Below are 20,129 nucleotides of genomic sequence, written 5' to 3' on the forward strand. Positions count from 1 at the left end.
CATGAACGGCGCATCGCTTCGTCATCAGCAACCCGCTCCCGGCCGCAAGCCGGTGCCGCGTGGTGCCAGCCGAATGGTGGCTAAAGAGCCGATGTCGGCGCGCATGCCGAAAGCCAACTTTGGTTTTCTCAAGGCGTTGTTCTGGCCGGTGATCCTGGTGGCCCTGGGGTTCGGTACGTATGAAGGCGCCCAGCGCCTGCTGCCGTATGCCGACCGGCCGATCACCAAGATCAGCGTGCAGGGTGACTTGAGCTACATCAGCCAGCAAGCCGTGCAGCAGCGAATCGCCCCGTTTGTGGCGTCGAGCTTCTTCACCATCGACCTGGCAGGCATGCGCTCCGAGCTGGAACAGATGCCATGGATTGCCCACGCCGAAGTACGTCGCGTGTGGCCGGATCAAGTGACGATCCGCCTGGAAGAACAACTGCCCGTGGCCCGTTGGGGTGATGGTGCGCTGTTGAACAACCAGGGCCAGGCGTTTGCACCTCGCGAAGTGGCGAATTACGAGCACCTGCCGCAGTTGTTCGGGCCGCAGCGGGCGCAGCAGCAAGTGATGCAGCAGTACCAGGCGTTGAGCCAGATGCTGCGGCCGTTGGGCTTCTCGATTGCGCGACTGGAATTGCGCGAGCGGGGCAGCTGGTTTTTGACCACGGGTGCAGGCAGTTCCGGCCCGGGCATCGAGTTGTTGCTGGGACGCGGCAACCTGGTGGAAAAGATGCGCCGTTTTATCGCCATCTATGAAAAGACCTTGAAAGAACAGATTACGAACATTGCGAGCATCGACCTGCGTTACGCCAACGGCCTTGCCGTCGGCTGGCGGGCCCCTGCGGCGCCCACGGCAGCGCAACCTGCTGTCGCGAAGAATTAAGAAGAGGCAGGACCCATGGCAAACGTGCAAAGCGGCAAAATGATCGTCGGTCTGGATATCGGCACCTCCAAGGTGGTGGCGCTGGTAGGCGAGGTCGCGGACGACGGCACGCTGGAAATCGTCGGAATCGGCACGCATCCGTCCCGGGGCCTGAAGAAGGGCGTAGTGGTGAATATTGAATCCACCGTGCAATCGATCCAGCGCGCCATCGAAGAAGCGCAGCTGATGGCCGGTTGCCGGATTCACTCGGCATTTGTCGGCGTTGCCGGCAACCACATCCGCAGCCTGAATTCCCACGGCATCGTGGCGATTCGCGACCGCGAAGTCAGCTCGGCCGACCTGGAGCGGGTACTCGACGCAGCGCAAGCCGTGGCGATCCCGGCTGACCAGCGCGTGCTGCACACCCTGCCGCAGGACTACGTGATCGATAACCAGGAAGGCGTTCGCGAGCCCCTGGGCATGTCGGGCGTACGTCTGGAGGCCAAGGTTCACGTAGTGACCTGCGCCGTCAACGCTGCACAGAACATTGAAAAATGCGTGCGCCGCTGCGGCCTGGAAATCGACGACATCATTCTCGAGCAGTTGGCTTCGGCTTACTCGGTACTGACCGACGACGAAAAAGAACTGGGCGTGTGCCTGGTGGACATCGGCGGCGGCACCACGGACATCGCGATCTTCACCGAGGGTGCGATTCGTCACACCGCCGTGATCCCGATTGCCGGTGACCAGGTGACCAACGACATCGCCATGGCGTTGCGCACACCGACCCAGTACGCCGAAGAAATCAAGATCCGTTACGCCTGCGCCCTGGCCAAGCTGGCCGGTGCCGGTGAAACCATCAAGGTGCCAAGCGTGGGCGACCGTCCACCGCGCGAACTGTCGCGCCAGGCATTGGCCGAAGTGGTCGAGCCGCGCTACGACGAACTGTTCACCCTGATCCAGGCTGAACTGCGTCGCAGCGGCTACGAAGATTTGATCCCGGCCGGCATCGTGCTGACCGGTGGCACCTCGAAGATGGAAGGCGCGGTCGAACTGGCCGAGGAAATCTTCCACATGCCGGTCCGCCTGGGCGTGCCCCATGGCGTGAAAGGCCTGGGCGACGTAGTGCGCAACCCGATTTATTCCACCGGTGTGGGCTTGCTGTTGTACGGGCTGCAAAAGCAGACCGACGGCATTTCCCTGTCGGGCCCGAGCAACCGCGACAGCTACAGAAGCGACGACGAAGCGAAAGCGCCGTTGTTCGAGCGGTTGCAGGCTTGGGTGAAAGGCAATTTCTAAAGATTTACCGCAACACCGTTTCAAGTAGTAGGCGAAAAAACTAGAGAAATGAAAGGAGAGGGAAAATGTTCGAACTCGTAGACAACATCCCCGCAAGCCCGGTCATCAAAGTGATCGGCGTCGGCGGTGGCGGCGGCAACGCTGTCAACCACATGGTCAAGAGCAACATTGAAGGCGTTGAATTCATCTGCGCCAACACTGACGCCCAGGCCCTCAAAAGCATCGGTGCACGCACCATCCTGCAATTGGGCACAGCCGTGACCAAGGGCCTGGGTGCCGGCGCGAATCCGGAAGTCGGCCGTCAAGCCGCCCTGGAAGACCGCGAGCGCATCGCTGAAGTGCTGCAAGGCACCAACATGGTGTTCATCACCACGGGCATGGGCGGTGGTACCGGTACCGGTGCTGCGCCGATCATTGCCGAAGTGGCCAAGGAAATGGGGATCCTGACGGTTGCCGTCGTGACCCGTCCATTCCCGTTCGAAGGTCGCAAGCGCATGCAGATCGCCGATGAAGGCATCCGTCTGCTGTCCGAAAGCGTCGACTCGTTGATCACCATTCCCAACGAGAAGCTGCTGACCATCCTCGGCAAGGACGCAAGCCTGCTGTCTGCGTTTGCCAAGGCTGACGATGTACTGGCCGGTGCCGTTCGCGGTATCTCCGACATCATCAAGCGTCCGGGCATGATCAACGTCGACTTTGCCGACGTACGTACCGTGATGAGCGAAATGGGCATGGCGATGATGGGCACTGGCTGCGCCAGCGGTCCGAACCGTGCACGTGAAGCTACCGAAGCGGCCATCCGCAACCCGTTGCTGGAAGACGTGAACCTGCAAGGCGCACGCGGCATCCTGGTGAACATCACCGCCGGTCCTGACCTGTCCCTGGGTGAGTACTCCGACGTGGGTAGCATCATCGAAGCCTTCGCTTCCGAGCACGCCATGGTCAAGGTCGGTACTGTTATCGATCCGGACATGCGCGACGAACTGCACGTGACCGTTGTTGCGACCGGCCTGGGTGCGAAAATCGAGAAGCCTGTAAAGGTCATCGACAACACCGTCCATACCAGCCACGCCAGCCAGCAAGCTGCCGCTCCAGCGCCTTCGCGCCAGGAACTGCCGTCTGTGAACTATCGTGACCTGGATCGTCCGACCGTGATGCGCAACCAGGCTCAGGCCGGTGCTGCTGCATCCCGCAGCCCGAATCCGCAAGATGACCTGGACTACCTGGACATCCCGGCTTTCCTGCGTCGTCAGGCCGATTAATGGAATGTATCAGGGCTATGAAGGTGATTGGTGTTCAGCAAAGGTCTGGTCTGCTATTATCGCCAGCCTTTGTTGATACCAGTTCGCAATTTGCGCTGAAGCGGTCCAAGCCATGATTAAACAACGCACCCTGAAGAATATTATCCGTGCCACAGGTGTAGGTCTGCACTCCGGGGAGAAGGTATACCTGACCCTCAAGCCCGCACCTGTCGACACCGGCATCGTGTTTGTTCGTGCCGACCTGGACCCTGTGGTGCAGATACCTGCTCGCGCGGAAAATGTTGGCGAAACCACGATGTCGACCACGTTGGTCAACGGTGACGTCAAAGTGGACACGGTGGAGCACTTGCTCTCGGCCATGGCCGGTCTGGGCATCGATAACGCCTACGTCGAGCTCTCCGCGTCCGAAGTCCCGATCATGGATGGCAGCGCCGGACCCTTCGTATTCTTGATTCAATCTGCCGGCCTGGAAGAACAGGACGCAGCCAAGAAGTTCATTCGCATTCTGCGGGAAGTGACAGTAGAAGACGGCGACAAGCGCGCCACCTTCGTCCCGTTCGAAGGCTTTAAAGTGAGCTTTGAGATCGATTTCGATCACCCGGTATTCCGTGACCGCACCCAAAGTGCAAGCGTGGATTTTTCCAGCACTTCGTTCGTAAAAGAAGTCAGCCGCGCCCGTACCTTTGGTTTCATGAGTGACATCGAGTACCTGCGCAAGCACAACCTCGCACTCGGCGGCAGCGTTGAAAACGCCATTGTGGTCGACGCGGATGGTGTACTGAACGAAGACGGCCTTCGCTATGAAGACGAATTCGTGAAGCACAAGATCCTCGATGCAATCGGTGACCTCTACCTGCTGGGCAATAGCCTGATAGGCGAGTTCAAAGGCTTCAAGTCTGGCCACGCCCTGAACAACCAACTGCTGCGCAAGCTGATTGCACAGACAGATGCCTGGGAAGTCGTGACCTTCGAAGATGCCAGCACCGCACCGATCTCTTACATGCGTCCCGTCGCGGCGGTGTAAGTAACAACTCTCTTTCCTTTTGTTTTTAAAGGCTGCCTTCGGGTGGCCTTTTTTTTGATCGTTCCCACGCTCTGCGTGGTAACGCCTCCTGTGACGCTTCGCATCACGGCTTTAAAGCGCCGGCATCAACAACGCGATTACGCCCGGTATGCTTGGCCTCATACAGCGCCTGGTCGGCGTTGAGCAGTAATTCCTCCAGCGTGGTGCGGCTGTTTTTGGTCCAGGTACTGAGGCCGATGCTGACGGTAATCGGCACCGTATCCCCGCCCACTCGCGGCAGGTGTTCGACACTGCTGCGGATATGTTCAGCAATCACGCGCGCACCCTGGCTGTCGGTATGCGGCAGCACCACTGCAAATTCTTCCCCACCATAGCGAGCCGCGAGGTCGGCCGGGCGGCGGATATTGCCCTCGATCACCTGCGCCACCGTGCGCAGTGCCTCGTCGCCACCTTGATGGCCATGTCGGTCGTTGAACGCCTTGAAGTGGTCCACGTCAATCATCAGCACCGTCAACGGCTCGGCCGAACGCTGGGCGCGGTCCCATTCCAGGCGCAGTCGCTGGTCCAGGGTGCGGCGGTTGGCCAGGCCGGTGAGCGCGTCGGTGGCTGCCAGTTCTGACAGCACCTGCTCGGTACGGTGGCGCCTGCGCAGTTCCATGCAGAGCATCCAGGTCAGCCACAAAAGGCCGATGCACAAAATCCCGGTGGCGCCGCTGATCACCAGTGCTGCGCGCTTCCAGGGGGCGAATATGTCATTCGTGGACAGCCCCACGACGACGATCAGCGGTAAATCGCCCACCGTTGAGAAGGTATACAGGCGGTGCTCCTCATCCACACTGGAGGTGCCGCGAAAGTTGCCGTCGCGCTCGTGCAATATGCGCGCGACGTTGGGCCGCTGGCTGAGGTCCTTGTCGATCATGTCCCGTTCCAGCAGCGGCTGCTGGGCCAGCAGGATGCCTTGCCGGTTGATCAGGTTGATGGTGCTGTCGCTGCCGATATTCAGGCTGCGGAACAGTTGCTGAAAGTACGACAGGCGCATGGTGGCCACGGCCACGCCGAGGAATCGCCCATCCGGCCCGGAAACCCGGCGGCTGAATGCGATACGCCATTGGTCGTCACACACGCAGCGCGCCGTGAAGGGCCGGCTGATGAACAGGCCCAGGTCGGGATTCTGCCGATGGGCCTGGAAGTAATCGCGGTCGGCGAAGTTGGCGGATTTGGGCGTCTGCAGGGCTGAGTCGGCGATCACGTTGCCATCCTTGTCCAACAACAGGATGTCGCCTTTGTAGGGCGCCGCTTCCGAACGGTCGAACAGCACCAGGTGACGGATGCCGGCCGATACCCCAGCCAAATCAGTGCGTTCGGTGGCGGCGATCAGGCCTTTGATCGACAAGTCGTACAGCTCGACGTTGCGCAGCACGTCGGCGTCGATCAGTTGGGTGATGTTATTGGCCGTGCGCTGGGCCGCCTGCAACGTGTTGGCGTGTTCGCGAATCAGCAGCACCGTGACCACCAGCATGATCAGCAGCACCGTGACGCAACTGCCGATGATCAGCAGCAGCTCCGGACGGTGGGTGGGGCGGGGCGGGCGGGTAGTGCCTGGGCTCATCGGGCGTACTTCTGCTTCGAGGATGCCCTTAGCGTAGTTGCTGATAACGGCTTATGTGGCCTGGCTGTGAACGATGCGGTTGCGCCCGGAATGCTTGGCGTCATACAGCGCCCGATCGGCACTCAGCAGCAGCTCTTCCAGCGAGCCACGGCTGCGTTTGTCCCAGGTACTGAGCCCGACGCTGACGGTGACCGACAGCGCGTCGCCGTCCGCCGGTGGCAAGTGCTCCACCGCACTGCGGATATGTTCGGCGATGGTGCTTGCGCCCTCGCCGTCGGTATCCGGCAGGATCACCGCGAACTCTTCGCCGCCGTAGCGCGCAGCCAGGTCGGCGGGGCGACGAATATTGCTGCCGATGACCCGGGCCACGTTGCGCAAGGCCTCGTCGCCACCCTGGTGACCATGGCGGTCGTTGAAGGCCTTGAAGTGGTCGACATCAATCATCAGCAAGGCCAGTGGCTCGCCTGAGCGTTGCGCGCGCTCCCATTCCAGGCGCAGGCGCTGGTCGAGGGTGCGGCGGTTGGCCAGGCCGGTGAGGCCGTCGGTGGCCGCCAGTTCCGACAACACCTTCTCGGCACGATAGCGGCGGCGCAGTTCCAGGCGCAGCATCCAGGTCAGCCACAACAGCCCCACACACAGTACGCCGGTGGCGCCACTGATCAGCAGGGCGGAGCGCTTCCAGGCGGCAAACACGTCATCGCTCGACAACGCCACCACCACAATCAGCGGCAGCGCGCCGACGCTGGTGAAGGTGTACAGCCGTTGCGCGCCACTGATGGCGGAGATGGCGCTGAAACTGCCGCTGCCTTCGCGCAGCATTCGCTTGAAGTTGGGCCGCGCGCTCAGGTCCTTGTTGATCATGTCTCTTTCGAGCAGCGGCTGCTGGGCCAGCAGGATGCCGTCGTTATTCAGCAGGTTGATGCTGCTGCCGCTGCCGATGGTCAGGCTATTGAACAGCTGGTCGAAATACGCCAGGCGCATGGTTGCCACCGCCACACCGGCAAACTCGCCATTGGGCCCGGGCACCCGGCGGCTGAAGGCGATGCGCCAGACTTGATCGCAGTCGCAACGAATCCTGAAGGGCCGACTGATGAACAGCCCGGCATCGGGGTTCTGCTGGTGCACCTGGAAATAATCGCGATTGGCGAAGTTGCGGGGTGTGGGCGCCAGCGTGGAAGAGTCGGCGGTGACCGCGCCGGTTTTGTCCAGTAGCAGGACTTCGCCTTTGAAAGGGGCGGCCGTGGACTGGTCGAACTGCACCATATGCAGGACTTCGGCGGAAACCTGGGGCAGGTCATCGCGAGTGGTTGCGGTGATCAGGCCGTTCAGCGCCAGGTCGTAGAGCTCGACGTTGCGCAGCACATCGGCATTGATCAGTTGGGTGATATTGCTGGTGGCACGCTTGGCTGCCTGCAAGGCGCTGGCGTGTTCGCGGATCAGCAGTACGGCAACGATGACCACGATCAGCACGACAGTAAGGCCACTGCCCAGAATCAGCAAAAGCTCCGGGCGTGCAGGCAGGGTGAAGGCGCGGCGTTGAATCATGGGACTGGCTTCGGCACTCAAGATGCTGGCAGTTTAGTTCCATGCTGTGAAAAATAAGTCGTCGCCGCTAAAAGAAAGCCTGAAGGTTAAAAAACGTCAATCGGATAGTCGACGATCACGCGGTACTCATCCACGTCCCGGTCCACTGCCGCGTAGCCATTGCCGCCGCGATTGGTCGCCCATTGCAGGCGCACGGCCAGGTCCTTGGCCTTGCCGCCTTGCACCACGTACTTGAGGTCGATGTCCCGTTCCCAGTGCTTGGCGTTCTTGCCGTCGGCACTGTACCAGGATGAGTAACCACGGCTGTCCGGATCGACCGTGGTCAGGTCGGTCTTGCCGCTGATATACGACACCGCCGAGGTCAGGCCCGGCAGGCCCAGCCCGACGAAGTCATAGGCGTACTTGAGCTTCCACGAGCGCTCGTTGGGGCCGTTGAAGTCGGAGTATTGCTGGGAGTTGTCCAGGTAGATGCTGTCGCCCTGGCTGATGTAGTCGAACGGCGTGTTGCCGTTGACCCGCTGGTAGGCGGCGGTAACGCTGTGATTGCCCACGCCCACGGTGAAATGCAGGCTGTAGGTGTTGTTGTCGATGTCGCCCAGCAAGGCTTTGCCGGTCTCCTGGGTGTGGTAGTAGTGCAGGCCCGGGTTCAGGCTGACCAGCTCGTTCAACTGCCAGGTGTAGTCCAGGTCGTAGTAGTACTGGTTCCAGATGTCCTTGAGTTCGGACGCGTACAGGTTGCTGGTCAGCCCCGGCACGCCGCTGAAGGACACGCCGGCCCAGTCCAGGTGGCGGCTGTCTTCGCCATTGGGCAATGCGCCGTAGCTGGTGCCGATGCGGCGACGGCCGCTCTGGTTGTAGAGCTTGGTGAAGCTGGCCTGGCCGCCCTCGAACATCCAGCCGTCCAGGCTGTGGTTGGTCAGGCTCACGCCGCGGAAGGTCTGGGGCAGCATGCGGGTCATGCCGCCGGCAATCACCGGGTTGTTGAGGAACAGGTCGCCGGCTTTCAGTTCGGTGTCGAAGGCGCGCATTTTCAGGGTGGCGCCGGCGGTGGAGAACGAGCCGGGCGCTTTGCCGTTGCCGGAGCTTACCGGCAGGATGCTCGAGCCGTCGGTGCCGCCACCGCCGTCGAGCTTGAGGCCGAGCATGGCGTTGGCGTCCAGGCCGAAGCCGACGATGCCGGGGGTGTAGCCGGATTCGAAGATGCCGATGAAGCCCTGGCCCCATTCCTTGCTGTCATCGGTGTGAATGTCGCGACGGTCGCGGTTCATGTAGTAGTTGCGGGTGTTGATCTTGAAGCTGGAACCTTCGACGAAGCCGTCGGTGGCCGGGGTGTCTGCCGCGTGGGCAAGGGGAACGATCGTTGCAGCGATCGCGAGGAATAACGGGGTGAACGTCAGCGAGGTTTTCACCGGTGGAGCTCCTTTGGGTCAATCGAAACCGGCCAGTGTTGTTGGGGTTCCTGGCCTTTTTTCAGCGCAAAAAAAAGCCGCTGAACTCAGCGGCTTTAAGACAGATTCCCAGTGTAGAGCCCTGGAAATAAGTCGAGGGAAATCGGGGGAGAGCGGGTCGGTCTTAACCGCTGCGCTCATCGATGCGACAAATTAGCGCAGGTGAGCGGTGCGATACAGAGTGTAACAAGATAATGACTGTTGCCCAAATCGCAACAGTCTGGCAGTGGGGTGTGAGGGGCGGCCTGACAAGCCCTACCCAAGAATGTTAGCGTGCTTGCCATTCCCACGTAGTCGATGAGCCCGCCTTCCATGAAAAAGACCGTCCTCGCCTTCAGCCGCGTCACCCCGGAAATGATCGAACGCCTGCAACAGGATTTCGATGTCATCGCCCCCAACCCCAAGCAGGGCGACATCAACGCCCAGTTCAACGAAGCCTTGCCCCATGCCCACGGCCTGATCGGCGTAGGCCGCAAACTGGGCCGCGCGCAACTGGAAGGTGCGAGCAAACTGGAAGTGGTTTCCAGCGTGTCGGTGGGCTACGACAACTACGACCTGGCGTACTTCAATGAGCGCGGGATCATGCTCACCAACACCCCGGATGTGCTCACCGAAAGCACCGCCGACCTGGCATTCGCCCTGCTGATGAGCAGCGCCCGCCGCGTCGCCGAACTGGACGCCTGGACCAAGGCCGGCCAGTGGAAAGCCAGCGTCGGCGCGCCGCTGTTTGGCTGTGATGTACACGGCAAGACCCTGGGCATCGTCGGCATGGGCAATATCGGCGCGGCCGTCGCCCGTCGGGGTCGCCTGGGTTTCAATATGCCGATTCTGTACAGCGGCAACAGCCGCAAGACCGAACTGGAACAGGAACTCGGCGCGCAGTTTCGCAGCCTCGACCAGTTGCTGGCCGAAGCCGATTTCGTCTGCCTGGTGGTGCCACTGAGCGAGAAAACCCGCCACCTGATCAGCCATCGCGAGCTGGGCCTGATGAAATCCAGTGCGATCCTGGTGAACATCTCCCGTGGCCCGGTGGTGGATGAGCCGGCGCTGATCCAGGCCCTGCAAAACCACACAATCCGTGGTGCGGGCCTGGATGTGTATGAGCAGGAGCCGCTGTCCGAGTCGCCGCTGTTCCAGCTGAGCAATGCGGTGACCCTGCCGCACATCGGCTCGGCCACCAACGAGACCCGCGAAGCCATGGCCAACCGCGCCCTGGAAAACCTGCGCAGCGCCTTGCTGGGCGAGCGTCCGCAGGATCTGGTAAACCCGCAGGTGTGGAAGGGCTGACGACTGCTTGTTGTAGGTAGGAGCGAGTTTGCTCGCGAAACGCGTCAACGATAACGCGGGCAGCCTGGATAAACACAGCGCCCTCAGGTTCTTCGCGAGCAAGCTCGCTCCTACAGTTTTTCGCGTGCAAGTCGATAACGGTCTATAGATCGTCATCCCTGATCCACAGAAGGTTTTTATGTCCACCACCAAAGCCCGCGCAGATTCACTCTCGCTTCTGCTCTTTACCTTGCGCAGCGGCAAGCTGATGGCGATCAACCTGCTGAAAGTCAGTGAAATCATTCCCTGCCCGCCGCTGACCAAGCTGCCGGAGTCGCACCCCCACGTCAAAGGCATCGCCACCTTGCGCGGCACCGCGTTGTCGGTGATCGACCTGAGCCGCGCCCTGGGGGAAATGCCCCTGCAAGACCCGGACGGCGGCTGCCTGATCGTCACCGATGTAAGCCGTTCCAAGCAGGGCCTGCATGTGCAGGCGGTAAGCAAGATCGTGCACTGCCTGACCACCGACATTCGCCCGCCGCCGTTTGGTTCCGGCGGTACGCGTTCGTTTATCACCGGCGTGACCCAGGTCGAAGGCGCCCTGGTGCAAGTGCTGGACATCGAGAAAGTCATCCACGGCATCGCCCCGGCGCAGATCGAAGCGGCGCCCACCGACCTGACCATGGAAGAAGCCGAAGTGCTGGGCAACGCCCGAATCCTGGTGGTGGACGACAGCCAGGTGGCCCTGCAGCAATCGGTGCACACCCTGCGCAACCTCGGCCTCACCTGCCACACCGCCCGCAGCGCCAAGGAAGCAATTGACCGTTTGCTGGAGCTGCAAGGCACCGTCGAGCAAATCAACGTGGTGGTCTCGGACATCGAAATGTCCGAAATGGACGGCTACGCCTTCACCCGTACCCTGCGGGAAACCCCGGACTTCCAGGACCTCTATGTGCTGCTGCACACCTCCCTGGACAGTGCGATGAACAGCGAAAAAGCCCGCCTGGCCGGCGCCAATGCGGTACTCACCAAGTTTTCTTCGCCGGAACTGACCAAGTGCCTGGTGGTAGCCGCCCAGACCGTGGCGCAACAGGGCCTGTGACCGGTGGGTGAATATTTCCAGCTGCTGCGCCGCGACCTCACCGGCAGCCTGCCCGCCCCGCAGTGGCCGGCGGATATCCAGCTGGATCATTACCGCGAAGCCATGGCCCCGGCGATCCACGCGGTATTGAGCCTGGCCCAGGAACAAGGCGGCGGACGCGTCGGCTCCCTTGAGCACTGGCGCCAGCAGTTCGTTACCGATGCCGAGTTCGACCCAAAACTGTGCCTGGTGGCGAGTAACGCCAGCGGCATTCTGGGTGTGTCCCAATGCTGGACCAGCGCCTACATCAAGAACCTGGCCATTCACCCCTGTGCCCAGGGCATGGGGTTGGGCCGTGCGTTATTGCTGCACACCTTCCAGGTGTTCAAGCAACGCGGCGAAGCGTTTGTCGACCTCAAGGTGCTGGAGTCCAACTTGCGGGCACGGCGGCTGTATGAACGTGTGGGCATGGTGTTTGTGCTTCGCGACCTTGTCCCCGAGGACTGACGGCGCTGGCGCATAACTTGCTTTGCACAGAGGCAGAACGGTGAACAGAGGCAAAAACCCGCCACCGTTCATGAGTGCCTTCTGACCTTGCCTGGTGACAGATCCTCCATGAATACCCATTTTTCCTGCGTCGGTTGCGGTAAATGCTGCACCGACCACCATGTGCCCTTGACCCTCGAAGAAGCCCGCAGCTGGGCGGCTGACGGCGGTAATGTCATCGTGCTGGTGGAAGGTTTCCTGGGCAGTGGCCTGGGGCTGCCCGAGTTGCAACGTGACCACGCACAACGCCGTTCCGCCATCGTGCCCAGCGGCAATACCGAGGCGTATGTGGCAATCACCTTTGCCGCCTATAACGCCGGGCGCTGCCGGAATCTTGACGAAGACGACCGTTGCCGCATTTACGAGCGGCGGCCGTTGGTGTGCCGCATCTACCCGATGGAGATCAATCCGCACATCCCGTTGAACCCGGCCGCCAAGGACTGCCCGCCGGAATCCTGGGAGCAGGGGCCGGCGCTGATCGTGGGGGGCGAGTTGATGGACAAGGAGCTGGCCGAGTTGATCCGCCGCTCACGCCAGGCTGACCGCGATGATATCCAGGCCAAGGAAGCCGTGTGCGGGTTGCTGGGCATCCATACCACGGCGCTCAAGGGCGATGGGTTTACCGCGTACTTGCCCGACATGGGCCTGTTTGCCCAGGCGATCGAGTTGGCGACGCAAGAAGTCGTGCAGGCCAATGAGTGGGTGTTTCATGTGTCCGGGATGGACATTGCCGAGCAACTGCTGGATGCCGGCGCCCGGATTGCCACCGAGGTGCCGGCGAACTACGCCTTCATTTCATTGCGGGCGGCTTAAGCGCTAGCGCCGCTTGCCCCAGAATTCCTCCGCCAACCGCCGCAAGTCATCCGCCAGCCCCGCCACGTCCCCTGAGCTGAGCTGGCTCTGCTGGCCAGCGCTGACCGTCACTTCCCCGGCATTGCGAATGCCGATGATGTTGCGATTGATGTCTTCGCTCACCGCACTCTGTTCTTCCACCGCCGCCGCGATCTGCTGGCTCATGGCGGTAATTCGGGTCACTCGCTGGCTGATCCCATCCAGTGCGGCAGCGGCGCGCTGGGCCTGATCGACGCTGGCCTCCACATGCTGGCTGCTTTGCGCCATCGCCTGCACCGCATCCCGGGCGCCGCCTTGCAGGGTGCTGATCATGCGCTGGATCTCATTGGTCGAATCCTGCGTACGCTGGGCCAGGCCTCGTACCTCATCGGCCACCACGGCAAACCCGCGTCCTTGCTCCCCGGCCCGCGCCGCTTCGATGGCGGCATTCAGCGCCAGCAGGTTGGTCTGTTCGGCAATCGCCCGGATCACTTCCAGCACCCCGGAAATATCGCCGCTGTGGCTTTCCAGTTGATGGATCACTGCGGTGGCCCGCGCCAGTTCCTCGGACAAACGCAGCACCGCGTCGCGGCTTTCATCCACTCGTTGATGGCCCTCGCGGGTTTCGCTGCCGGCCTGGTCTGCGGCCCTGGACGCCTGCAGCGCGTGCTCGGCGACTTGCGCCACGCTGGCGGCCATTTGATTGATCGCAGCGGCGACCTGATCCGTCTGGGTCTGTTGGCCGAGGCTGCTGGTGTGGCTGCTGTCCAGTTGTTGCACCAGCGCCGCGGCATGGCCGGACAGACGTTGCGACGCATCGCCAATCCGGCCGACCACCGCGCCCACCTGCGCCTCCAGCATCTGCATGGCAAACTCGATACGCCCGAACTCGTCCTTGCGCCCGGTGTAGATCGCCTGGCTCAGCGGGTTATCGGCAATCAGCCGTGCCCGCTGGTTCAACTGTGCCAGGGGCCGTAACAAGCCGTGCACACCCGCTATCCCCGCGGCGCAGGCCGCCGTTCCCGCCAGCAGTTGCCAGGTCAGCGAATAAGTCGCCAGCCCAAGGCCCAATGCCCAGGTTGTGGCGCAAGCCCCCAGGACCCATGCCGACAGCTTGAAGGTCATGCCCACCACGGGCCGTGCTCGCCGAGTGCCGGCACGCAGGCAGGCATAGGCCCGTTCGGCCCGATGCACCCGCCGTGCATCGGGCTTGGTGCGCACCGATTGATACTCCACCGTCACGCCGTCCCGGGTGACCGGCGTGGCATAGGCACTGACCCAATAGTGATCGCCGTTCTTGCAGCGATTTTTCACCATACCCATCCACGAGCGACCGCTTTTCAATACCTGCCACATGTGCGCAAACGCCGCGGCCGGCATGTCCGGGTGACGCAGCAGGTTGTGCGGCGTGCCCAGCAGCTCCTCGCGGGTGTAGCCGCTGATATCGATGAAGTCCTGGTTGGCGTAGGTAATTGCGCTGGTCAGGTCGGTGGTCGAGAGGATATTGGCGTCGGGGGCAAAATCCACATTTCGACCGGTGACCGGCAGATTGATCTTCATGGAAAAGCGCGCTCGTGATTGTTGGAGGAGTCGGCAGGGCGTCGACTCTAAGCGCACCGGTTGGGCAAATACTGATCCAGCTCATGTTCCGCGCAATTAATTGGCCATTACGGTCTGGAGAGCGGCGCGTCCAGGCGGTAGGGCTCGATGATGCGTTGGTATTCGCCGCTCTGTTTCAGTTGATCGAGGGCGTGATTGAGGGCGCTGCGCAAGGCGGTGTCGGGCTTGCGCAGTGCGATCGCCACGCCGTTACCCAGCAGTTCGGTGGAGACGTGAGGGCCGAGGAAGTCGAAAACCTGACCATCAGCGGTATCGAGCAGCGCCTCACGGATTTCCACGGTGCCTTGCAATGTTGCATCGATGTCGCCTGCCAGCAGGCTGCGGATCAGCTCGTCATTGCGCCAGAATGCCTTGACGATGACCCCCTTGGGCGCCCACTTCGACAGGGCGAAGGCTTCGCGGTTGCTGCCCACCAGAACGCCCACGCGCTTGCCCTTCAGTGACCGTGGGGTCGGCTTCAACCCCGATGTCTTGCGGGCCACCAGGCGCGTGGTGATCGGATAAAGGTTATCGGTGAAATTCACCCGCTGGCGCCGTTTCAGTGTAGGGGCCATGCCCATGATCGCGTCGAATTGCCTGGCTTCAAGGGCGGGGAAGTTTTCCACAAGGACCTGGTCGACCCAGGTACACCGCACATTGAGCTGTATGCATAAGGCATTGCCCAGCTCGATGTTCAGCCCTGCAAGCTGGCCATGTTGATTGCGGCTTTGGAAGGGTGGAAATTGCGCAGCAACGGCGAAACGAATTTCATGCCGTGGTTGACCGCTGGCCGCAGTGGTGGAGAAAACGCTGGCCATCAGCGACAACAACAGCACGACACAGGTGCGTATCAGAACCACAGGGGACGTCCTTTTCCAGAAAACCAGCTTTACCACGTCCAGCCCCGAGCGAAAGAGTCGGGGCAAGCGGGTGTCATGCAAGCTTTCAAGAATTGGCCGCAGGCCTACAAGGCGAAACGTCAGTAACTGTTGTAGGCATAAATCTCCATTACGGAGGATTTATTACCGGTCAGCGCTTGCCCATCGAGCGACGGGTGCCGGGAGGCGCCATGCCCGGGCTCTTGGTGTGGCCGTTCTTGGCGCCGTTTTTGTACCACGGCTGGCTGGCGTTTTTCGCCCCGGCCAGTTCGCCCGGCTTGAACGGAAACTTGAACGCCGGGATCTCGGCCTTGGTTTCGCCTTCGACGCTGTCAGGGTTGGCCTGTTGGTCGATGTCGACCGCTTCAACAGCGGGTTGTGTCGGGGAATTCATGGTGGCTCCGGGGAGTACTGAAAATGACGCGGGCCCGACTTGCAGGCCACACCGCCGCGCAGTATACCTGCGCGCCTCGGATCTTTAACCACTGCTCGTACGAATGGTCGGACTTTACTGACGGCGCTGTCAGTTAGCAGTCACTTTGCTGACCCGGTTGGCGGGCTATAAAGAGCCTTCATTCTTCCGATCCTTTGCCCTGGCGCCTCACCCCATGCACATTCAACGAAAACCTGCCTTGATCGTGGGCGTCCTTGTGGTACTGGCCGTGGTTGCCTGGGTGGTGACCCGCCCGGCCAAGACCAAACTGACCGCATCGTCGGCGATCCCGGTGCGGGTGATCAGCGTCAAACAGCAGGACATCCCGCGGTTTGTCAGCGGCATCGGCTCGGTGCTGTCGTTGCACAGTGTGGTGATTCGCCCGCAGATCGACGGCATCCTTACCAAATTGCTGGTCAAGGAAGGTCAACTGGTGAAGGCCGGCGACCTGCTGGCGACCATTGATGACCGCTCGATCCGCGCCAGCCTGGACCAGGCCAAGGCGCAGCTCGGGGAAAGCCAGGCGCAACTGCAAGTCGCGCTGGTCAACCTCAAGCGCTACAAGGAACTGAGCATCGACGACGGCGTGTCCAAGCAGACCTATGACCAGCAACAAGCCCTGGTCAACCAGCTCAAGGCCACGGCCCAAGGCAACCAGGCCGCGATTGATTCGGCCCAGGTGCAGCTTTCCTACACCCAGATTCGCTCGCCGGTTACCGGTCGCGTCGGGATTCGCACAGTGGATGAAGGCAACTTCCTGCGCATGAGCGACACCCAGGGCCTGTTCTCCGTGACCCAGATCGACCCGATTGCCGTCGAGTTCTCCCTGCCGCAACAGATGCTGCCGACCCTGCAAGGCCTGATCGCCGCGCAACTGCCCGCCGACGTCAACGCCTACATGGGCGCCGACACCGACGGCCAGACCGGCGACCTGCTGGGGGAGGGCCGCCTGAGCCTGATCGACAACCAGATCAGCGGCACCACCGGCACCATCCGCGCCAAGGCCGAGTTCAGCAACGGCGCTCAGAAACTCTGGCCGGGGCAGTTGGTGACGATCCGCATCCAGACCGCCCTGCACAAGAATGCCCTGGTGGTGCCGCCTACCGTGGTGCAACGCGGCCTGGATTCGCACTTCGTGTACCGGCTCAAGGGGGACAAGGTTGAGGTGGTGCCGGTGCAGGTGCTGTACCAGAACAGCGACATGAACATCCTCCAGGGTGTGCAGGCCGGCGATGTGCTGGTCAGCGACGGCCAGTCCCGGCTCAAGGCGGGCGCCCAGGTCGATGTGCTCAAGGAGCCGCCGCAGGTGATCCAGACCGTTGATGCCAAGGTGCAGCCATGAGTGGCAGTCGTTCGCCGTCGGCCTGGTGCGTCGACCACCCGGTCGCCACCTTGCTGCTGACCTTCGCGCTGGTATTGCTCGGGATGATTGCCTTTCCACGCCTGGCCATCGCCCCACTGCCGGAAGCGGAATTTCCGACGATCCAGGTCAGCGCCACGCTGCCCGGCGCCAGCCCGGACACCATGGCCTCATCCGTGGCAACGCCGCTGGAGGTGCAATTCAGCGCCATCCCCGGCATGACCCAGATGACTTCCAGCAGCGCCTTGGGCTCCAGCCTGCTGACCCTGCAATTCACTCTCACCAAGAGCATCGACACCGCCGCCCAGGAAGTGCAGGCGGCGATCAACACCGCGTCCGGCAAACTGCCCAGCGACATGCCGAGCCTGCCGACCTGGAAGAAGGTCAACCCGGCGGACAGCCCGGTGCTGATCCTCAGCGTCAGCTCCGACAGCATGCCCAGCACCGAGCTGAGCGACTACGTGGAAACCCTGCTGGCCCGGCAGATCAGCCAGATCGACGGGGTCGGCCAGATCAACATTACCGGCCAGCAACGCCCGGCCATCCGGGTGCAGGCGTCGGCCGATAAACTCGCGGCCATCGGCCTGACCCTGGCGGACGTGCGCCTGGCGATCCAGCAATCGAGCCTGAACCTGGCCAAGGGCGCGATCTACGGCGAGAACAGCGTGTCGACCCTCTCGACCAACGACCAGTTGTTCCACCCCGAGGATTACGCCCAACTGATCGTGTCCTACAAGGACGGGGCACCTGTACAGCTGCGGGATATCGCCAAAGTCATCAACGGCTCGGAAAACGCCTACGTGCAGGCCTGGTCCGGCGACACGCCAGGGGTCAACCTGGTGATCTCCCGCCAGCCCGGCGCGAACATCGTCGAGACCGTGGACCGCATTCAAGCCGAACTGCCGCGCCTGCAAGCCATGCTGCCGGCCTCGGTGCAGGTCAGTGTGTTGACCGACCGCACCAAGACCATCCGCGCGTCCCTGCATGAAGTGGAAGTGACCCTGCTGATCGCCATCCTGCTGGTGGTGGCGGTGATGGCGCTGTTCCTGCGCCAGCTGTCGGCCACGTTGATCGTGTCCAGCGTGCTCGGCGTGTCGCTGGTGGCCAGTTTTGCCCTGATGTACCTGATGGGCTTCAGCCTGAACAACCTGACCCTGGTGGCGATCGTGATCGCCGTGGGGTTTGTGGTGGACGATGCGATCGTGGTGGTGGAGAACATTCACCGCCACCTGGAAGCGGGCCTCGACAAGCGCGAAGCCGCAATCAAGGGCGCGGGTGAAATCGGTTTTACCGTGGTCTCCATCAGCTTCTCGCTGGTGGCGGCGTTTATCCCGCTGCTGTTCATGGGCGGTGTCGTGGGGCGGTTGTTCAAGGAGTTTGCCTTGACAGCCACCTCGACCATCCTGATTTCGGTGGTGGTCTCGCTGACCCTGGCGCCGACCCTGGCCGCATTGTTCATGCGCGCACCAACCCATCATGCCCACGACAAACCCGGTTTCAGCGAACGCCTGCTGGCCGGCTATGCGCGCAATCTGCGCCGCGCCCTGGCCCATCAACGCACCATGGCCGCGATCTTCATGGTGACCCTGGCCCTGGCCGTGGTCGGCTACGTGTTTATCCCCAAGGGTTTCTTTCCGGTACAAGACACCGGCTTCGTCCTCGGCACCAGCGAAGCGGCGGCCGACGTGTCGTTCCCGGACATGGTCGCCAAGCACAAGGCAATCGCCGAGATCGTCAAGGATGACCCGGCGGTGGAAGCGTTCTCCCATTCGGTGGGCGTGACCGGCAGCAACCAGACCATCGCCAACGGCCGGTTCTGGATTGCCTTGAAAGATCGCGGGGATCGCGACGTGTCGGCCAGCCAGTTTATCGACCGGATCCGCCCGAAACTGGCGAAAGTGCCGGGCATCGTCCTGTACCTGCGGGCCGGCCAGGACATCAACTTGAGCTCCGGCCCCAGCCGCGCCCAGTACCAGTACGTGCTCAAGAGCAATGACGGCCCGACCCTGAATACCTGGACCCAGCGCCTCACCGAAAAACTGCGGGCCAACCCGGCGTTCCGCGACCTGTCCAACGACTTGCAACTGGGCGGCAGCATCACCCACATCAGCATCGACCGTCAGGCCGCCGCGCGGTTTGGCCTCACCGCCACCGATGTGGACCAGGCACTGTACGACGCCTTCGGCCAGCGCCAGATCAACGAATTCCAGACCGAGATCAACCAGTACCAGGTGGTGCTGGAACTGGACACCCAGCAACGCGGCAAGGCCGAAAGCCTGAACTACTTCTACCTGCGCTCGCCGTTGACCAACGAGATGGTGCCGCTGTCGGCGGTGGCCAAGGTCGACCCGCCCACCGTCGGGCCTTTGTCCATCAGCCATGACGGCATGTTCCCGGCGGCCAACCTGTCGTTCAACCTGGCACCCGGCGTCGCGTTGGGCGATGCGGTGATCCTGCTCAACCAGGCGAAGAATGAAATCGGCATGCCGACCACCATCATCGGCAACTTCCAGGGCGCGGCCCAGGCGTTCCAGAGTTCATTGGCCAGCCAGCCCTGGCTGATCCTCGCGGCACTGGTGGCGGTCTACATTATCCTGGGTGTGCTGTACGAAAGCTTCGTGCACCCGCTGACGATCATTTCCACCTTGCCGTCGGCGGGGTTGGGGGCGCTGATCATGCTGTCACTGATGGGCCAGGACTTTTCGATCATGGCGTTGATCGGCCTGGTGCTGCTGATCGGGATCGTGAAGAAGAACGGTATCCTGATGATCGACTTCGCCCTGGACGCCCAGCGCGTACGCGGCCTGCCGCCCGAGGAAGCGATTTATGAGGCGTGTGTCACGCGGTTCCGGCCGATCATCATGACCACCCTGGCCGCCCTGCTGGGTGCAGTGCCGCTGATGCTGGGCTCCGGCCCCGGCGCGGAAATGCGCCAGCCGCTGGGTATCGCGGTGGTGGGCGGGTTGCTGGTGAGCCAGGCGCTGACGCTGTTCACCACACCGGTCATATACTTGTACCTCGAGAAGTTTTTCCACAGACCCAAACCAGCTCCCCAGCTGGCAATCACACACTGAGGCTGAGGCCCCGTCCTGGAACAAAAG

General features: G+C 62.1%; 16 protein-coding genes and 2 pseudogenes. 11 read left to right on the plus strand and 7 right to left on the minus strand.

Annotated elements, in window-relative coordinates; all coding sequences use genetic code 11:
* Position 1: 1 nt before the first annotated feature.
* The 4 genes from HX818_RS17695 (at position 2) to lpxC (ending at position 4,432) form a co-directional block, all read left to right on the plus strand.
* Positions 2 to 868, plus strand: a complete 867-nt coding sequence (locus tag HX818_RS17695; protein WP_023659197.1) for a cell division protein FtsQ/DivIB — start codon at positions 2 to 4, stop codon at positions 866 to 868.
* A 15-nt stretch (positions 869 to 883) separates the two neighbouring features.
* A complete protein-coding gene (gene ftsA, locus HX818_RS17700; RefSeq protein WP_003216224.1) occupies positions 884 to 2,146 on the plus strand; it encodes a cell division protein FtsA in 1,263 nt (420 codons plus the stop codon).
* Positions 2,147 to 2,211: 65 nt separating this feature from the next.
* The gene (ftsZ, locus tag HX818_RS17705; RefSeq protein WP_003216225.1) at positions 2,212 to 3,408 is read left to right on the plus strand and encodes a cell division protein FtsZ; all 1,197 of its coding nucleotides are present in this window, start codon (positions 2,212 to 2,214) and stop codon (positions 3,406 to 3,408) included.
* Between the two features lie 112 nt (positions 3,409 to 3,520).
* Positions 3,521 to 4,432 (plus strand): UDP-3-O-acyl-N-acetylglucosamine deacetylase, encoded by a 912-nt coding sequence (lpxC, locus tag HX818_RS17710; RefSeq protein WP_003216227.1) that lies wholly within the window; start codon positions 3,521 to 3,523, stop codon positions 4,430 to 4,432.
* Positions 4,433 to 4,535: 103 nt separating this feature from the next.
* Here lpxC and HX818_RS17715 read toward each other — a convergent pair whose 3' ends face one another.
* The 3 genes from HX818_RS17715 to HX818_RS17725 form a co-directional block, all read right to left on the minus strand.
* Positions 4,536 to 6,041 carry a diguanylate cyclase gene (locus tag HX818_RS17715; RefSeq protein WP_177020466.1) on the minus strand — a complete coding sequence of 502 codons (1,506 nt, stop codon included), beginning with the start codon at positions 6,039 to 6,041 and terminating at the stop codon, positions 4,536 to 4,538.
* 51 nt (positions 6,042 to 6,092) lie between these two features.
* Positions 6,093 to 7,586: a sensor domain-containing diguanylate cyclase gene (locus tag HX818_RS17720; RefSeq protein WP_177020467.1), complete on the minus strand. Its 1,494-nt coding sequence runs from the start codon at positions 7,584 to 7,586 to the stop codon at positions 6,093 to 6,095.
* Between the two features lie 86 nt (positions 7,587 to 7,672).
* Positions 7,673 to 8,995 (minus strand): OprD family porin, encoded by a 1,323-nt coding sequence (locus tag HX818_RS17725; protein WP_177020468.1) that lies wholly within the window; start codon positions 8,993 to 8,995, stop codon positions 7,673 to 7,675.
* Between the two features lie 351 nt (positions 8,996 to 9,346).
* Here HX818_RS17725 and HX818_RS17730 point away from each other — a divergent pair, with 351 nt between their 5' ends.
* From HX818_RS17730 to HX818_RS17745, 5 genes and pseudogenes are all read left to right on the plus strand, one after another.
* Complete coding sequence (locus HX818_RS17730; RefSeq protein WP_177020469.1) at positions 9,347 to 10,321, plus strand: D-glycerate dehydrogenase; 975 nt, start codon at positions 9,347 to 9,349, stop codon at positions 10,319 to 10,321.
* A 28-nt stretch (positions 10,322 to 10,349) separates the two neighbouring features.
* A pseudogene (locus HX818_RS31260) lies at positions 10,350 to 10,448 on the plus strand (outer membrane lipoprotein carrier protein LolA); the annotation flags it as partial.
* Positions 10,449 to 10,499: 51 nt separating this feature from the next.
* A complete protein-coding gene (locus tag HX818_RS17735; protein WP_102369883.1) occupies positions 10,500 to 11,402 on the plus strand; it encodes a chemotaxis protein CheV in 903 nt (300 codons plus the stop codon).
* A 3-nt stretch (positions 11,403 to 11,405) separates the two neighbouring features.
* Positions 11,406 to 11,888 (plus strand): N-acetyltransferase, encoded by a 483-nt coding sequence (locus tag HX818_RS17740; protein ID WP_003216240.1) that lies wholly within the window; start codon positions 11,406 to 11,408, stop codon positions 11,886 to 11,888.
* A 108-nt stretch (positions 11,889 to 11,996) separates the two neighbouring features.
* Positions 11,997 to 12,740 (plus strand): YkgJ family cysteine cluster protein, encoded by a 744-nt coding sequence (locus HX818_RS17745; protein WP_003216242.1) that lies wholly within the window; start codon positions 11,997 to 11,999, stop codon positions 12,738 to 12,740.
* A gap of 3 nt (positions 12,741 to 12,743) precedes the next feature.
* On the opposite strand, the gene HX818_RS17750 is transcribed toward HX818_RS17745, so the two are convergent.
* From HX818_RS17750 to HX818_RS17760, 4 genes and pseudogenes are all read right to left on the minus strand, one after another.
* The gene (locus HX818_RS17750) at positions 12,744 to 13,883 is read right to left on the minus strand and encodes a methyl-accepting chemotaxis protein (RefSeq protein ID WP_371315723.1); all 1,140 of its coding nucleotides are present in this window, start codon (positions 13,881 to 13,883) and stop codon (positions 12,744 to 12,746) included.
* 153 nt (positions 13,884 to 14,036) lie between these two features.
* Positions 14,037 to 14,318, minus strand: a pseudogene (locus HX818_RS31505) (PAS domain-containing protein); the annotation flags it as partial.
* 107 nt (positions 14,319 to 14,425) lie between these two features.
* Positions 14,426 to 15,217: a transporter substrate-binding domain-containing protein gene (locus HX818_RS17755; protein ID WP_177020471.1), complete on the minus strand. Its 792-nt coding sequence runs from the start codon at positions 15,215 to 15,217 to the stop codon at positions 14,426 to 14,428.
* A 169-nt stretch (positions 15,218 to 15,386) separates the two neighbouring features.
* Positions 15,387 to 15,629, minus strand: coding sequence for a hypothetical protein (locus HX818_RS17760; RefSeq protein WP_003216247.1), 243 nt, complete (start codon positions 15,627 to 15,629; stop codon positions 15,387 to 15,389).
* Between the two features lie 214 nt (positions 15,630 to 15,843).
* Between HX818_RS17760 and HX818_RS17765 the strand changes: the two genes are divergently transcribed.
* Positions 15,844 to 17,010, plus strand: coding sequence for an efflux RND transporter periplasmic adaptor subunit (locus tag HX818_RS17765; protein WP_003216249.1), 1,167 nt, complete (start codon positions 15,844 to 15,846; stop codon positions 17,008 to 17,010).
* Positions 17,007 to 20,102 carry a multidrug efflux RND transporter permease subunit gene (locus HX818_RS17770; protein ID WP_008434191.1) on the plus strand — a complete coding sequence of 1,032 codons (3,096 nt, stop codon included), beginning with the start codon at positions 17,007 to 17,009 and terminating at the stop codon, positions 20,100 to 20,102. Before HX818_RS17765 ends, HX818_RS17770 begins: the two co-directional genes overlap by 4 nt.
* Positions 20,103 to 20,129 lie beyond the last annotated feature (27 nt).

This window comes from Pseudomonas sp. F9001, from assembly GCF_013385435.1.
Classification (GTDB): domain Bacteria; phylum Pseudomonadota; class Gammaproteobacteria; order Pseudomonadales; family Pseudomonadaceae; genus Aquipseudomonas.

Bases quoted from the DNA above. Each gene is read 5' to 3' on its own strand.
- HX818_RS17695 (WP_023659197.1), top strand. From the start codon at position 2: ATGAACGGCGCATCGCTTCGTCATCAGCAACCCGCTCCCGGCCGCAAG.
- ftsA (WP_003216224.1), top strand. From the start codon at position 884: ATGGCAAACGTGCAAAGCGGCAAAATGATCGTCGGTCTGGATATCGGC.
- ftsZ (WP_003216225.1), top strand. From the start codon at position 2,212: ATGTTCGAACTCGTAGACAACATCCCCGCAAGCCCGGTCATCAAAGTG.
- lpxC (WP_003216227.1), top strand. From the start codon at position 3,521: ATGATTAAACAACGCACCCTGAAGAATATTATCCGTGCCACAGGTGTA.
- HX818_RS17715 (WP_177020466.1), bottom strand. From the start codon at position 6,041: ATGAGCCCAGGCACTACCCGCCCGCCCCGCCCCACCCACCGTCCGGAG.
- HX818_RS17720 (WP_177020467.1), bottom strand. From the start codon at position 7,586: ATGATTCAACGCCGCGCCTTCACCCTGCCTGCACGCCCGGAGCTTTTG.
- HX818_RS17730 (WP_177020469.1), top strand. From the start codon at position 9,347: ATGAAAAAGACCGTCCTCGCCTTCAGCCGCGTCACCCCGGAAATGATC.
- HX818_RS17735 (WP_102369883.1), top strand. From the start codon at position 10,500: ATGTCCACCACCAAAGCCCGCGCAGATTCACTCTCGCTTCTGCTCTTT.
- HX818_RS17745 (WP_003216242.1), top strand. From the start codon at position 11,997: ATGAATACCCATTTTTCCTGCGTCGGTTGCGGTAAATGCTGCACCGAC.
- HX818_RS17750 (WP_371315723.1), bottom strand. From the start codon at position 13,883: ATGACCTTCAAGCTGTCGGCATGGGTCCTGGGGGCTTGCGCCACAACC.
- HX818_RS17760 (WP_003216247.1), bottom strand. From the start codon at position 15,629: ATGAATTCCCCGACACAACCCGCTGTTGAAGCGGTCGACATCGACCAA.
- HX818_RS17765 (WP_003216249.1), top strand. From the start codon at position 15,844: ATGCACATTCAACGAAAACCTGCCTTGATCGTGGGCGTCCTTGTGGTA.
- HX818_RS17770 (WP_008434191.1), top strand. From the start codon at position 17,007: ATGAGTGGCAGTCGTTCGCCGTCGGCCTGGTGCGTCGACCACCCGGTC.